Genomic DNA, 14,058 nt, shown 5'->3' on the forward strand with positions numbered 1-14,058 from the left:
GTGACCGGCCTCGAACAGCGACACCGCAGCAGCACGCTCCTGCTCGGTCAACGAACTATACGGATGCAAACAACAACTCCCCGGAAGCGGAACCGAATTCTCAGTCCAACTTCCGGGGAGCAGTTCACGTCGGCGGTGCCCCTTCGCGCGCGGCGCCCTCAGGCGGCCCTCGCCGGGACGAGGGCGCCGCGCGGCGAGACCGTGCCGCAGCCGAGGCATTCGTGCCCGCTGTCGAAGCCGGAGTCCACCATCCATCCTTCGGCTTCGGCGGCCGCGCACAGGACCGGCCAGCTGTAGTAGGAGTCGTCGTGGCATTGGAAGACGCGGCCGCAGCCGTCGCAGCGCAGTTCGTACTCGATCGCGCCGTTGTTGCAGTCGTAGGTTCGTCCGCTCATCGGTCGCTCCGTTCCAGGGCGGCCGGGGTTCGCCCGGCCGCCGGAGAAGGATCAGGGCGCTGAAGATGCCCCGAATCACAGCGGCCAAACCTTCTGCCGCGGCATCGATCCGCGGCCGGAATCGGCTATTCGAGGCGGAACGTCGCGGCGGTGCGCTCGGCGGCCGTGGCGGCCGGAAGCAGGTTGACCAGGCCGTTCTCGTGCCGGAGGTAGCGGCCGGCGAAGTTGACCGACTCGAACGAGACGGCGGCCGAGTCGGCGAGGCCGGCGCGGCGGTGGAAGCTGGCGTCCTGGCGGAACTGGGTCGAGCCGTCGCCGGCCTCCACCCAGAACTCGTAGTTCCGGTGCCGCAGGTAGCGGCCCGGGAAGTTCGCCGACTCCAGCGAGACCGTGCCCGAGCCCGACAGGCCCGTGACGATCCGGAACTGCGAGTCCGCCAGCATCGCCGGCGTCGCGTTCGCACGGAGCCGGAAGTCGTAGTGGTTCAAGAAGACACCGGTCGAGCCGTGCGCGGCGAAGCGGTACGGGGTCGCCCCGTCGGCGACCGGGATCCCGAAGTCCGGCGTGCCGTCGGACCTCCAGTAGAACTTCTGGACCCTGGTGTGGCGGTTCGGGTCGTAGAGCGGGTCGCCGCTGATGTCGCGGTAGGGCCGGGCGTGGTAGACGATGAGGTCGCTCTGGCCGTCCTCGGAGACGGTGAACGAGCTGTGGCCGGGGCCGAACTGGCCGGTGGCGTCGCTGCTGCGCAGGACCGGTTGCGCGCTCTTCGCCCACGACGCGGGGTTGAGCAGGTTCGCGCCCTCCGAGGCGGTGAGGAGGCCGACCGCGTAGTTCGCGTCGGTGGCGCTGGCGGAGAAGGTCATGAAGATCCGGCCGTTGCGCTTGATGACGGCGGCGCCCTCGTTCACCTTGTGGCCGATGGTCTCCCACGAGTGCGTGGGCTTGCTGATGCGGACCGGCGTGCCGGTGATCGCCAGCGGGCTCGACATCGCGGCCAGGTACAGGCTGGTGCCGCTGCCGAGCTCGGGGTCGCTCTGGGCCCAGCACAGGTAGCGGGTGGAGCCGTTGGTGAACGTGGTGGCGTCCAGGGAGAACGAGTCGCGCGGGGTGGTGATCCGGCCGCGCTCGGTCCAGGTGCCGGTGAGCGGGTTGGCGCTGGCGTTCTCCAAGGCGTACATGCGGATCGCCCAGACGTCCTCGGCGCGCCCGGCGGCGAAGTACACGTACCACCGGCCGCCGATGTAGTGGAGCTCCGGCGCCCAGATGTGGGCGCTCATCGGGCCGCTGGCGTGCTTCTGCCACACCGTGACCTCTGCCGCGGTGGCGAGGCCCTGGACGGTGGTGGCGCGTCGCATGACGATGCGGTCGTAGGCCGGGACGCTCGCGGTGAAGTAGTAGTAGCCGTCGGTGTGGCGCACGATGAACGGGTCGGCGCGCTGCCGGATGAGCGGGTTGGAGTAGAGCACGCCCGGGCTCGCCGAAGCCGGGGCGGCGGCCCAGAACGGGGAGGCGGCTGCGGCGACGGCCGCCGCTCCGGCCGTCTGGAGGAGTCGGCGGCGGTTGAGGGGTGAGCTGCGCATGGGAACTCCACAGGATGGGTCGAATCGGGAAGGTACATGGCGGCCACCAGGTGATGTTCACGGTAACCAAGCGATCGGACCAAGTCAATACATCAATCCGCATGAATATCGCAGCGGCCCTCGCAGGGCCCGGTGCCGACCTCCGCCGGAGGCGCCCTCCCCCAAAGGTCGCAAGCCGGTTTCCGACTCGCGCCAGTCGTCGGGGAGGCCGCCGCGCGGACAGGATTGGCGGTGTTCGAACGCAAGGGATCCCGCACCGACCATCGCATCCGCGGTCCGCACCGGACCGACGCACCCACTGGAGAAGCCATGACCGCCCGCCACCCCATCGCCAGGGCCGCAGCCGCGCTCGCCGCGCTCGGCGTCCTCGCGACCACCGCCGCCTGCGGCCGGGACGACCCCGCGCTGCCCGAACCCGAGCCGCCGGCCGCCGCCGAGGAGTTCACGGCCGCGAACGTCGACGCCTGGCTCGACGCGACCCTCCCCGGCATGCTCGAAGGGTCCGGCGTCGCCGGAGCCGCGGTCGCCGTCGTCGGCGACGGGCAGGTCCTCACCACCCGCGGCTTCGGGTTCGCCGACACCGCGTCCCGGATCGAGGTCGACCCCGCGGCGACGCTGTTCCGCCCCGGGTCGGTGTCCAAGGTCTTCACCGCGACCGCCGTCATGCAACTCGTCGAGCAGGGCGAACTCGACCTCGACACCGACGTCGCCGCCTACCTCGACTTCGATCTCGAACGCGGCTACGACGACGACCTGACCCTGCGCCACCTGCTCAGCCACACCGCCGGGTTCGAGGAGCGCATCGCCGGCCTCATCGCCTTCGAAGGCGATGAGGTGAACCTCCGCGAAGCACTCGCGACCGACCCGCCCGAGCAGGTGTTCCGGCCCGGCACGACCCCGTCCTACTCCAACTACGGGAACGCCCTCGCCGGGTACATCGTGGAGCGGGTGAGCGGCATGCCGTTCGAGGACTACATCGACCGGCACCTGCTCGCCCCGCTGGGCATGGACTCCTCCTCGTTCCGCCAGCCCCTGTCCGAGGACCTCGCCGGCCGGCTCTCCAGCGGCTACGGCGCCGCAGACGGACCGGCCCAGCCGTTCGAGTACGTCGCCACCCCGCCCGCCGGCGCGCTGTCGGCCACCGCCGACGACATGGCGCTCTTCATGCTCGCGCAGCTCGGCGCCCACCCCGGCGGCGTCGAACTGCTCGACGCGGCGACCCGTGAGCAGATGTACTCCCCCGCGCTCGACGAGGAGAGCCTCGGCGCGTTCGCGGGAGCGCAGCGGATGACGCTCGGCTGGTTCCAGGAGGACCAGAACGGCCACCGCGTCGTCGGGCACGGCGGCGACACCAACTGGTTCCACTCGCACCTGAACCTCTACCCCGACGACGGGGCCGGGATCTTCGTGTCCTTCAACAGCTCCGGCACCGAAGGCCACGAGACCGTCGGCCTGCGGGCCGACCTCATGCGCGAGTTCGCCGACCGCTACTTCCCCGGCGAGACCGAGACGTCGACCGTCGCCGGATCGGACGCCGAACGCATCGAGGGCACCTACTACTCCTCGCGCGGCTCGCAGTCCACCTTCCTGTCGGCGCTCGACGTCGTCAGCACCACCGAGGCCACCGCGCTCGACGACGGGCGCCTGTACTTCGAGTCCGACCCGGGCACGCTCGAACCGGGCGTGTTCGAGCATGTCGGCGGCGACGTGTGGACGGAGGTCGGCGGCGACCGCACGATCGCGGTCCGGACCGAGGACGGCGAGGTGACCGGGATCGTCCACGACGCGGCGTTCACCCTGCTGCCCTTGGACACCGAGCGCCGGATCGGCCTGCCGGTCCTGATCGCCGCGGTCGCGGCGCTCCTGCTCGGCCTCCTCGCGTGGCCGGCCGCGGCGGTCTACCGCCGGGTGCGGCGCCGTCCCGGTCCGGCCCGCGAGGGACGGCGGTGGCGGGCGCTCGTCCGCGTCGGCGCCGCCTGCTCGGTGCTGGCGATCGCCGGGTGGGTCGCGGTGGTCCTCATGGCGATGGCGCTCCAGGAGCCGTCGGCCGCACTGATCCGGACCGTGCAGGCGCTCCAGCTCGTCGGCGCCCTCGGCCTGATCCCTGCGGCGGTGAGACTCGTCGGCGAGATCCGCCGCAAGGCGGGTTGGCGGGCGGTGACCGGTACGGTGATCACGTTCCTGGCCCTTTCGGCGGTCGCTGACTTCGCGATCGAGTTCCAGCTGCTCTCGCCGAACATCACCTACTGACCGCCGCGGCGGCCGACGACAGGATGGTCCACATGACTGCGCCAGCCGAGCAAGGCGCGGCCGCCCGCCGGAAGCGGACGCCGGGAGAGCGCCTCGACCGGGCGCTCTCCCGCCTGAGAACCGTGCCGCCGCTCGTTCGGGACGCCGTGTTCGCGGCGGCCGTCGCGGCGGTCACCTCGGGCATGTACGCGGTCTTGGCCGAGCTCGCCCCGGCCGAACCGTCGCTGCAGGTCACGTCCGCCGAGGTGTGGACGATGGGGGCGCTCGCGACGGCCCAGGCCCTGCTGCTGTGCTTCAGGCGGGTGCGACCGGGCCTGTGCATGGCCGCGATCGTCGTCCTCCAGGCGGGGATCATCGCGATCGCGCCGCAGATCATGGCCCAGGGCATCGGCCCGGCCGTCGCGGCCTACACGATCGGCAGCCTCACGACCGCGCGGTTCACGGCCGGGGCCGCCGCGGCGGCCGTCGTCCTCGAGACAGGGGCCTCCGCGGGGGCGACCTGGGGCGAGCCCGGTGCGGCGGTCACAGTGCTCAACCAGTTCGGGTCGAGCGCGCTGCTGTACGCCGCGGCGGCCTTCGTCGGGGTGTACATCGCCGCCCGGCGCCGCAACCGGGACCTCGCGCGCGAACGCTCGGAGCAGGTGCTGCGGGCCGCGCGCGAACGGGCCGAGTCCGCGATCCTCGCCGAGCGGTCCCGCATCGCCCGCGAACTCCACGACGTCGCCGCGCACCACCTGTCCGGCATGGTCATCCAGGCCGCCGCGGTCGAGCGCCTCATCGACCGCGACCCGGCCGCGGCCCGCGAAGGCGCGGCGTGGATCCGCTCGCAGGGCAAGGAGACCCTGGCCAACCTGCGCCAGGTGGTCGGCCTCCTGCGGGACCGGGGCGGGAGCGGGGACGGCAACGCGCCGGTGCCGGGACTGTCCGCTCTGGACGCACTGGTCGAGGAGTCCCGGCGGCTCGGCGACGACGTGACCTTCGTGCGCGAGGGCGAGCCGCTGGCCCTGCCGCCGATCGCCGACATCTCGCTGTACCGGATCGCCCAGCAGGCACTGACGAACGCACGCCAGCACGCCCCCGGGGCGGCGGTGCGGCTGCGGCTGACCTACGAGCCGCACCACGTGGACCTGGAGGCCGCCAACGGCAGGCCGCAGCGGGAGCCCGCAGTGGTCGAGCACGGCGGCACCGGGCTGGTCGGGATGCGCGAGCGCGCCGACCTCGTGGGAGCCGAATTCGACGCCGGCCCCACCGGCGACGGCGGCTGGAACGTGCACCTGCGACTGCCGGTCCGAGAGGCCGACCGCGAACGCGCGGCCTTCGCCGGCCATGCGCGACCGGACGGCGGCGATGCGGCCGAGACGGCGCGGTCGGGCGATCCCGTTGCGGCCGAACCGGGAGCGCGGCGTCGTTCGGGTGGAGGCGAGCTGCCGGCCGCTTCGGCCGCCGTCGGGGAACGATCGGGAGCGTCCGCCGCCGACGGCAGGCGGACGGATCGCGCGGCCCCCGGGTCCGAGCCGTCCGGCGACGGGTCCACGAGTGAGACGGGAGAACGATGATCAAGGTGCTGCTGGTGGACGACCAGGCCGTGGTCCGGGCGGGGTTCCGGGTGCTGCTGGAGGACGCCGGGGACATCGAAGTCGTGGCCGAGGCGTCGAACGGCCCGTCCGCGGTGACCGCCGCGAAGCAGTTCGCGCCCGACGTGATCTGCATGGACGTGCGGATGCCCGGCGGCGACGGCCTGGCCGCCACGCGGCGGATCGTGGCCGACCGCGAGGGCGACGCGCCCGCGATCCTCGTCGTGACCACGTTCGACCTCGACGAGTACGTGTTCGGCGCGCTCGAGGCGGGCGCGAGCGGGTTCATCCTCAAGGACTGCGAACCGGAGGACCTGGTCGACGCCGTTCGGAGGCTCGCCGCCGGGCAGGGGCTGGTCGACCAGGCGGTGACGCGCCGCGTCATCTCCGAGTTCGCCCGCCGGAGGCGTCGGATCAACGCCGGTGGCGGCGCGGCAGATGTGCTCACCACCCGCGAGACCGAGATCGTGCTGCTGCTGGCCCGCGGCATGTCCAACGCCGAGATCGCCGAGGAGCTGTTCGTGGAGACCAGCACGGTCAAGTCACACCTGGGGCGGGCCATGGCGAAGATCGGCGCGCGGGACCGTGTGCAGACGGTCGTGTGGGCCTACGAGAACGGCCTCGTCTAGACACGAATCGTCGCTAATGCCGGTCCGGTGATGCGCGAGGCGGACTCCGAGTCGTTCGCTCGCCGGGCGCCGGGCGACCCGGCGACCGGTGTGCGGTGACCGGGTCGTTCGCCAGCGCGGCGAGCGGGCGAACGGGCGGAACACGGCCGGTGCCGGCTCACGATGGGGGCATGGCCGTGGATCGGGCCGGCCGCGCTGGCTCGAGCGCGTCTGGCCCGGACCGCCTCCTAGACCCGCTGAACCGACTGGGCGGCGAGCGTCGCCGCGCCGATCTCGGCGGGTCCTGCCACCGTGGTCGCCGCGGCCGGCCAGGTCGCAGTGAGCCGGTCGCGGACGCCGTCGCGGACCTGGGCGCAGCTGCGGAGGACGCTGCCGGACAAGACGATCGGTGTCACCTCGCCGGGATCCCGGACCGCGGCGACCGCCGTCGCGAGATGGTCCGCGGCCTCGTCGAGGATCGCCGCGGCGAGCGCATCCCCGGCCAGCGCGGCCTCGGTGACGAGCGGCGCGAGCCGGTCGAGACTGCGGGGCGGTCGGGCGTGAACGGCGATGACGAACGCGTCTGACGCGGAACCGTCCTCCGCGACGGCCTCCGCATCTCGATCGAGCCTGTGCGAGCGGAGTGTGAACGCCGGCGCGAAGACGGCTGCGCCGGACACGGTTTCAGTGTGGGAGCCCGGTTCGGCCTCGGCGCGGGGGCTGCTTCGGGCGCCGGTCGCCGCGGCGGTGTCATCACCGATGCGGTGGATCGGCGCCGCGGCGATGCCTTCGGAACTCACCCCGGCTTCGACGGCGGGTGGCGCGGTCGGTTCGTGGCCGGGCGGGCGGTGGGAGGTGTCCGGGCCGGGCACTGCCGCGGGGTTCGCGGTGGCGTTCGCAGCGTTGACGTCTGCGCGCGGGCCGGCGGCGCCCGCGTCGGGTGCGTCGTGCGGTCTGGGGTCGGCGGTGCGGTCGTCGAGGACCGCCGCGAGCACCGAGTCGGTGAGCATTGTGGACGGTAGTCCGGCCTGGAGTCGCCGGGCCGTCTCGACCGCGGCGCGGTGGCCGATCCAGTAGCCGGAGCCCAGGTCGCCGAGGAGCCAGCCGAGACCGTCGCCGACGCGGGTGATGCGGCCCGCTTCGATGCGGGCGGCGGCCGCGCCGGTGCCCGCGATGAGGACCGTGCCCTCCGGTGCGTCGGTGCCCGAGGCGAAGGCGATCTGGGCGTCGCCGACCGCGCGGACAGGGCAGGTGAGGCCGGCGGCGTTCCAGACGCGTTGGAACGCCGCCGCGGTCTCGGGCCGGCCGAAGCCGCTGACTCCGGCGAGGCCCAGGACCGCGGCGGCGATGCGGGCGGGGTCGGTACCGGCCAGGGCCGCGCGCAGGGCGCGGGCGACCTCCGCGGCGGCGAGGTCGGGCGGGACGGCCAGCGGATTGCCGCCGCCGGCGTCGCCCCGGCCGACCACGGTGCCGTCGAGGGTGGTCACGATCGCGCGGGAGGAGGTCCCGCCGACGTCCAGGCCGAGTACCAGCTTGCTCATGGGATCAGCATGGCCCCAGGTCGGTCCATTGCGGCGTCCAGCCCGGTTCGGAGCCCAGGGTCCACCAGTTGGCGCGCCACAGGTGCTCGCTGTCGCCGGACTTGGGGCCGCTCGGGTCGCCGTTGGCGCTGCGTTCGTGGACGACCGTGTTCCCTGCGGTGTAGACGGAGCCGAAGGCCCAGTCGGGTGCGTCGGCGCAGTCGGCGCCGGTGGGCGGGTCCGTGGGGTCGTCGGTGGTCGGCGGATCGGTGGGGCATTCGCCGCCGCCGGTGCCGACGGTGTCGGTGTGGTCGACGCCGTCAGCGCGGTAGCCGGCGACGCGGGCGTTCACCTGGGCGGGGCTGAGGACCTCGCCGGCGGTGTGCATGACGTAGTCGACCTGCTGGTGGTAGACGCTGGTGCCACCGGCGTGGGCGGCGGTGTCGATGAACCAGAGGTTGAAGTTGATCGACATGGGCGTCTCCGGGTAGTACTTCCCGGAGTGGTCGGCGACGAGCGCGCCGTCCACGTAGTACTTGACGTGGCCGCCGGAGACGGTGAAGACGAGGTCGTGCCAGCCGGCGAAGCTCTGGCGCTGGGCGGTGTGGGTGTTGTCGGCGATCCAGGGTTCGGCCTGGTAGGTCTCCCAGGTGGTCTGGTAGAAGATGGGGCCGGTCTCGCCCCAGCCGCCGTTCGGCAGGTACTCGAAGTCGATCTCGCCGTAGTCGGGGTCGAGCGGCGCGTCGAGCGGGGTGATGGTGAAGAAGGTCTCGACGAGGTGGTCGCCGTCAGTGCCGCTGACCGGGGTGTCGGCGAACTTGACGCGGGCGGCGTAGGTGCCTTCGTAGAACTTCTGCTGGTGGAAGAGTTCGGCGTGGCTGGTTCCGGCGCCCGTGCCGTCGGTGGCGGCGCGGAGCTGGAGCGACTTGGCGCCGTCCGTGGTGGGGAACGAGAGGTTGCTCGCGGGCCAGGCGGCGCCGGGGACGCCGGGGCCGCCGGCGTTGGTGCGGACGGTCCAGCCGCGGGCGGCGAGGTCGGGGTCGGCGGCGTTGTCGTACGCGAAGTCGTCGAAGAGGGCGCCGTCGCAGGCGGCGGGTTCGGCGGCGTCGGCGGTGCGGTCGGCGATGGTCGCGGTGACCGCTGCGGCCGCGGCGACGGCGAGGGCCGCCGCCGCGACGCCGGCGATGCGGCGCCGCGGGGTGCGGGTGGTTGACATGGTGAGCTCCCTTTCCGGTTGGGCTCGTTATCGGACCGCGCCGGCGGTGAGGCCGGCGCGGATCTGCCGTTGGAACAGGACGTAGGCCAGCAGGACCGGGAGGATCGCGATGATCAGTCCGGCGAAGAGGCCGGAGAAGTCGCTCCGGTAGCCCTGGCTGACGGCGAGTGCGGCGAGGCCCTGGGCGAGGACGTAGCGGTCGGGGTCGGGGTTGAGGACGAGGGGCAGCAGGTACTGGTTCCACAGTCCGAGGAAGTTGAAGATGCCGACGCTGACCATGCCGGGGCGGGCCATGGGCAGCATGACGCGGAAGAAGACGCCGGCGTGGGAGCAGCCGTCGATGAACGCGGCCTCTGCGGTGGCCGCGGGGAGCGAGCGGAAGAAGGCGTGGAGGAAGAACACGGTGAACGGCAGCGCGTAGGCGGCGTACACGAGGATGAGCCCGTGGTAGGTGCCGAGCATGCCGAGCTGGTCGACGACGAAGAACAGCGGGACGAGGGCGAGGAAGACCGGGAAGAGCATTCCGGCGACGAGCAGGTGGTAGACGAGGCGGTTGCCGGGGAAGTCGTAGCGGGCGAGGCAGTAGGCGCAGACGGCGCCGAGGAGCATGACGAGGGCGAGCGCGCCGCCGACGACGATGAGGGTGTTGAGCAGGTAGCGGCCGATGCCGGCTTCCCGCCAGGCGCGGATCCAGTTGTCCCATTGAGGTTCGGCGGGGAGGCTCCAGGGGCTGGCGAAGATCTCGGCGTCGGTCTTGAGCGACGAGACGACGGCCCAGGCGAGCGGGAGCGTGACGAGTGCGGCCCAGGCGGCGAGGACGAGGTGGAGGGCGCCGTCGGCGATGCGGGTCCTCATGCGAGTTCCACCCGCTCTCGCTTGGTGGCGCGCAGGGCCAGCGCGGTGAGCGTGAGGGTGATGAAGAAGAGGGTGACGCCCATGGCGGAGGCGTAGCCGAACTCGCCGTAGGTGAATGCGGCGCGGTACAGGGTGAGGCCGATGACCTCGGTGGCGTTGTCGGGGCCGCCGGGGCCGACGGTCATGATCTGGACGAGGGCGAATCCGTCGAGGGCGAGGATGCCGAGGTAGACGTAGGCGACCTGGACGCTGTCCCATACGAGCGGGAGGGTGATGCGGCGGAAGACGGTGAGGTTCCCGGCGCCGTCGAGGACGGCGGCCTCGACGATGTCGGCGGGCACGGATTCCATTGCGGCGGTGAAGAGGACGACGTAGAAGCCGACGGCGGACCAGACCATCACGGCCGTGACCGCGGGGAGGGCGGTGGCGGGGTCGGCGAGCCAGGACCGCTGGAGGGCGTCGAGTCCGACCGCGTCGAGGAGGCCGTTGAGGAGTCCGTTGCCCGGGGTGTAGACGAACTGGAAGAGGACGCCGAGGATCGCCACGGACAGGAGCTGCGGGAAGAAGTAGACGATCCGGTAGAGGCCTGAGCCGCGCACGCCGCGCCGGCGCCGTCCGCCGAGGGTGAGGCAGGCGGCGAAGAAGAGGGCTAGAGCGATCGTGGCGGTGGGGACGGCCAGGAGCAGGAATGCGTTGTTGCGCAGGGCGGCGAGGAAGAGCGGGTCGCCCCAGAGGTCGGTGAAGTTGGCGAGGCCGACGAGGCGGGCTTCGGCGGAGAGGCCGTCCCAGTCGGTGAGGGCGAGGTAGAACGCCTGGGCGTAGGGCGATACGACGAACACGCCGTAGAGCAGCAGGGGCGGTGCGAGCGCCCCGATCAGGAACCGGTACTTGCCGTGTCGCATGGCTCGCCTCCCCCGTGGTGCTCAGCGCTCGTGCTTGGCGATGGAGTCGTCGGCGGCGACGGCGTCGGCGGCCGCCTGGATGCGGTCGGCCCACTGCTCGGGGTCGGCGCGCCCGGCCAGGAGTTCGCCGGTGGCGGTGTCGACTTCGACGGCGAGTTCGGGGTACCAGGTGCGGTACTTGTATCCGAAGACGTCGTCGCCGGCGGTCTCGAGCGCGGCGGCGACGGAGGCGAGGCCGGGGGCGAGGTCGAGGCCGTCGGTGGCGCCGCGGACGACGGGCATGGCCTTGGCGGATTCGGCGAAGCCGCGGGCGACCTCGCCCGAGAACAGGCATCGGAGGTATTCGAGGCCGCCGCGCGGGTTCCGGGCCTGGGCGGGGACGAGGAAGGACTCGCTGCTGGCGCCTTGCACGGCGCCGTTCGGGAGGGCGTCGGCGGCGGTGAGGGCGGGGACGGCGGCCATGGCCATGTCGAAGCCCTCGGGGGTGACGTCCTGCTGCTCGCCTTCGATCCAGGACCCGCAGGGGATGAACGCGGCTCGGCCGCTGCACCAGGCGTTCTGGGCCTCGGTGTGCGAGAGTCCTTCGGAGCCTTCGAGGAAGTGCCCGCCGGCGGCGAGGCGGTGGATCGCATCCGCGGCGGCGAGGACGGCCTCGTGCCGCCAGGCGTCGGGTTCGAGGTTGTCGATGGCGTGGACGAGTTCGATGCCGCCCGCTTTGGCGGCGAGGGACTGGAGCGGGTCCATCATGTACTCGGGGTACTTGCCCTGCCAGGTCCAGGGGGCGATGCCGGCGCCTTTGATGTCCTCGCAGAGGGCGAGCATGTCGTCCCAGGTGGCGGGCACGCTCCAGCCGTGCCGGTCGAAGAGGGAGCGGGAGTACCACAGGCCCCAGACCACGTAGGAGTAGTTGAGGTAGCGGACGGTCCCGTCGAGGGTGCCGTCCTCGACGACGCCGGGGAGCAGGAGGTCCCGGACCGGGACGGCGGGGTCGTCGAGGCTGGGCGCGTCGAGGAGGTCGGCGAGGTCGGTGAGCTGCCCGGCGGCGGCGAGCGCGGCGATGTCGAGGCGCCCGGCGCCGGAGTTGTCGACGACGTCCGGGGGTTCGCCGGACACGAAGCGGGGCTGGAGGACCTCGCCGACCTTCTGGAGCCCTTCGTGGGTGACCGTGGCGTCGGGGTGGCGCTCTTCGTAGAGGGTGACGGCGTGCCGGGTGTACTCCTCGCCGTAGCCGCCGTTGAAGATGACGACCTCGAGGTCGGCGCCGTCGGGGACGCCGAGCGGGTTGTCGTCGGTGACGGCGCCGGTCGCCTGCGGGGCGGGGTCGTCGCCGCCGGCGGTGACGCAGCCGGACAGGACGGCCGCCGCACCGGCCATTGTGGAGGCTCGCAGGAGCGAGCGGCGGGAGGGATGCGCGTACATGAGGGGGCCTTTCGGGAGGTTTGTTCAGGCAGTGCGCCGGATGCGCCCGGCGTACCGGGCCTCCAGGCTGAGGTTGTGCTCGTCGCCGCCGGGGATGTTGGCGGACAGGTAGACCGGAGGGGTGTGCCCGGCGTCGATGAGGCGCTGCACGGCCTCGCCGACGACCATCTGCGCGAGCACGGCCGCGGTCACGGACGAGACCGCCCCGACCGCGCCGCCGCCGGGCAGCGGCATCGCGGCGTCGCCGTAGGGGGCGCCGTTGTCGAGGACGACGTCGGCGATCTCGCTCAGGCGCCGGCCCGACGGGTGTCGGGAGGCGGTCTTGGCGCTGTGCTCGGCCGAGGTGAAGGCGATCAGCGGGTGGCCGCGCTCCTTGACCTGGAGCGCGAGTTCGACGACGACGCCGTTGATGCCGGAGTTCGAGGCGATCGCGAACACGTCGGCCGGCTCGGTCGCCACGGTCGCCAGGAGCCGGTGCGCGACTTCGGGCTTGCGCTCCAGGAACGGGTCTTCGAGCGTCTCCGTCGGAAGGCCGCCGACGAGCACGAGGTCGCGCAGGGCGATCTTGTTGGAGGGCACGAGGCCGCCGGCGCGCCCTGCCAGCTCCATCGCGAGCGCCTCGGAGTGCCCGGACCCGAACGCCTGAAGGACGCCGCCGGCCGCGATCGAGTCGGCGATGAGCCGCGCGGCCTCGCCGACGGCCTCGGCCTGCTCCTCCCCGACGCGCCGGATCGCCGCGCTGACGAGGTCGAGATAGGCCCGGCCGGTGACGCGGGCGGTCTGGTCGGTCACTGGTCCTCCTGGGATCGGTTTCGGCGGTTGCGGTTCGGTTCGTCGGCGAAGCGGTGAGCGCGGACGGCCCGCGCGGTGACCTCGAACGCCTCGGTGGTGCGCTCGTAGGTGCGCTGCGCGACCGCCACGTAGATGAGGTCGAGCACCAGGAGCTGCGAGTGCAGCGCCGAGAGCGCGGCGAGGCGGAACGTCGTCTCGTGAACGGCGGTCGTGAGTACCACGTCGGCGGCCTGCGCCATCGGCGAGCGCTCGAACGAGGTCACGGCCACGGTCAGCGCGCCCTGCTCGCGCGCTTCGGCGAGGACCTCGACGACCTCGCGGGTCCGGCCGCTGTGCGAGAGCCCGATCGCGACGTCGCCGGGCCGCAGCAGCGCCGCGTTCGTGAGCGCGGTGTGCGCGTCGGGCCGGAACCAGCAGGGCACGCGGATGCGCTCGAGGCGGAACGCGAGCTCGCGTGCAGCCGTGCCGCTGCTGCCCAAGCCGACGAGTTCGACGCGTCCGGCCTCGGCCACCGCCTGGGCGACCCGGTCGATCCGTTCGAGGTCGAGCCGCGCCGCGGTCTCCTGGATCGCCCGCGAGTCGGCGCCGGCCACGATGTCGAGCACCCGGTCCAGCGGGTCTTCGGGCTCGATCTCGCGGTCGATGTCGGTCTCCCACCGCGCCTGCTCGGCCCGCCCGCCTTCGGCGGCGAGCGCGACGCGCAGCGCCGCGTACCCGGAGAACCCGAGCACCCGGCAGAACCGCGTCACCGTCGCCGTCGAGGTGCCCGCGCGCTCGGCGAGATCGGCGATGGACGCCCGCGTCGCCGCGTCCGGGTCCTCCAGGATCTGCATTGCAACCCGTTGCAGCGCATCGGGAAGCGTCGCCAACTCCGTCCGGAGCCGACCGACCACCCCCAGGTTCCGCACCGTCATCGCCACCGAGAATTCCTTTCATCAAACGTTCCT

At 72.6% G+C, this 14,058-nt stretch carries 12 protein-coding genes; 3 read left to right on the top strand and 9 right to left on the bottom strand.

Going from position 1 to position 14,058, the window contains the following annotated elements:
* Positions 1-158 precede the first annotated feature (158 nt).
* Positions 159-395, bottom strand: a complete 237-nt coding sequence (locus GFD30_RS20060) for a hypothetical protein (RefSeq protein ID WP_153026966.1) — start codon at positions 393-395, stop codon at positions 159-161.
* 125 nt (positions 396-520) lie between these two features.
* Positions 521-1,975 (bottom strand): family 43 glycosylhydrolase, encoded by a 1,455-nt coding sequence (locus GFD30_RS20065; protein WP_153026967.1) that lies wholly within the window; start codon positions 1,973-1,975, stop codon positions 521-523.
* Positions 1,976-2,284: 309 nt separating this feature from the next.
* On the opposite strand from GFD30_RS20065, the gene GFD30_RS20070 reads away from it, so the two are divergent.
* The 3 genes from GFD30_RS20070 to GFD30_RS20080 are packed head-to-tail and all read left to right on the top strand — an operon-like array spanning position 2,285 to position 6,428.
* Positions 2,285-4,225 carry a serine hydrolase domain-containing protein gene (locus tag GFD30_RS20070; protein ID WP_153026968.1) on the top strand — a complete coding sequence of 647 codons (1,941 nt, stop codon included), beginning with the start codon at positions 2,285-2,287 and terminating at the stop codon, positions 4,223-4,225.
* Between the two features lie 32 nt (positions 4,226-4,257).
* Positions 4,258-5,781 (top strand): sensor histidine kinase, encoded by a 1,524-nt coding sequence (locus GFD30_RS20075; RefSeq protein ID WP_153026969.1) that lies wholly within the window; start codon positions 4,258-4,260, stop codon positions 5,779-5,781.
* Positions 5,778-6,428, top strand: a complete 651-nt coding sequence (locus GFD30_RS20080) for a response regulator (protein ID WP_153026970.1) — start codon at positions 5,778-5,780, stop codon at positions 6,426-6,428. Before GFD30_RS20075 ends, GFD30_RS20080 begins: the two co-directional genes overlap by 4 nt.
* Positions 6,429-6,655: 227 nt before the next feature.
* Here the strand turns inward: GFD30_RS20080 and GFD30_RS27195 are convergent, their stop codons facing one another.
* From GFD30_RS27195 to GFD30_RS20115, 7 genes are read right to left on the bottom strand one after another with little or no spacing between them, the layout of a single operon-like run.
* Entirely contained in the window at positions 6,656-7,948 is a 1,293-nt protein-coding gene (locus GFD30_RS27195) for a BadF/BadG/BcrA/BcrD ATPase family protein (RefSeq protein ID WP_227996729.1), read from the bottom strand.
* Between the two features lie 4 nt (positions 7,949-7,952).
* Positions 7,953-9,143 (bottom strand): family 16 glycosylhydrolase, encoded by a 1,191-nt coding sequence (locus GFD30_RS20090; RefSeq protein ID WP_153026971.1) that lies wholly within the window; start codon positions 9,141-9,143, stop codon positions 7,953-7,955.
* A gap of 27 nt (positions 9,144-9,170) precedes the next feature.
* The gene (locus GFD30_RS20095; protein ID WP_153026972.1) at positions 9,171-9,998 is read right to left on the bottom strand and encodes a carbohydrate ABC transporter permease; all 828 of its coding nucleotides are present in this window, start codon (positions 9,996-9,998) and stop codon (positions 9,171-9,173) included.
* Complete coding sequence (locus tag GFD30_RS20100; RefSeq protein WP_153026973.1) at positions 9,995-10,900, bottom strand: carbohydrate ABC transporter permease; 906 nt, start codon at positions 10,898-10,900, stop codon at positions 9,995-9,997. The genes GFD30_RS20095 and GFD30_RS20100 overlap by 4 nt, the downstream gene beginning before the upstream one ends.
* 21 nt (positions 10,901-10,921) lie before the next feature.
* Entirely contained in the window at positions 10,922-12,319 is a 1,398-nt protein-coding gene (ngcE, locus tag GFD30_RS20105; protein ID WP_153026974.1) for an N-acetylglucosamine/diacetylchitobiose ABC transporter substrate-binding protein, read from the bottom strand.
* Positions 12,320-12,343: 24 nt separating this feature from the next.
* Positions 12,344-13,111: an SIS domain-containing protein gene (locus tag GFD30_RS20110; protein ID WP_322633448.1), complete on the bottom strand. Its 768-nt coding sequence runs from the start codon at positions 13,109-13,111 to the stop codon at positions 12,344-12,346.
* On the bottom strand, positions 13,108-14,025 hold the full coding sequence (locus GFD30_RS20115) for a MurR/RpiR family transcriptional regulator (RefSeq protein ID WP_153027018.1): 918 nt from the start codon (positions 14,023-14,025) through the stop codon (positions 13,108-13,110). Before GFD30_RS20115 ends, GFD30_RS20110 begins: the two co-directional genes overlap by 4 nt.
* Between the last annotated feature and the right edge of the window lie 33 nt (positions 14,026-14,058).

It is taken from the genome of Glycomyces albidus (assembly GCF_009451885.1).
GTDB classification, from domain to species: domain Bacteria; phylum Actinomycetota; class Actinomycetes; order Mycobacteriales; family Micromonosporaceae; genus Glycomyces; species Glycomyces albidus.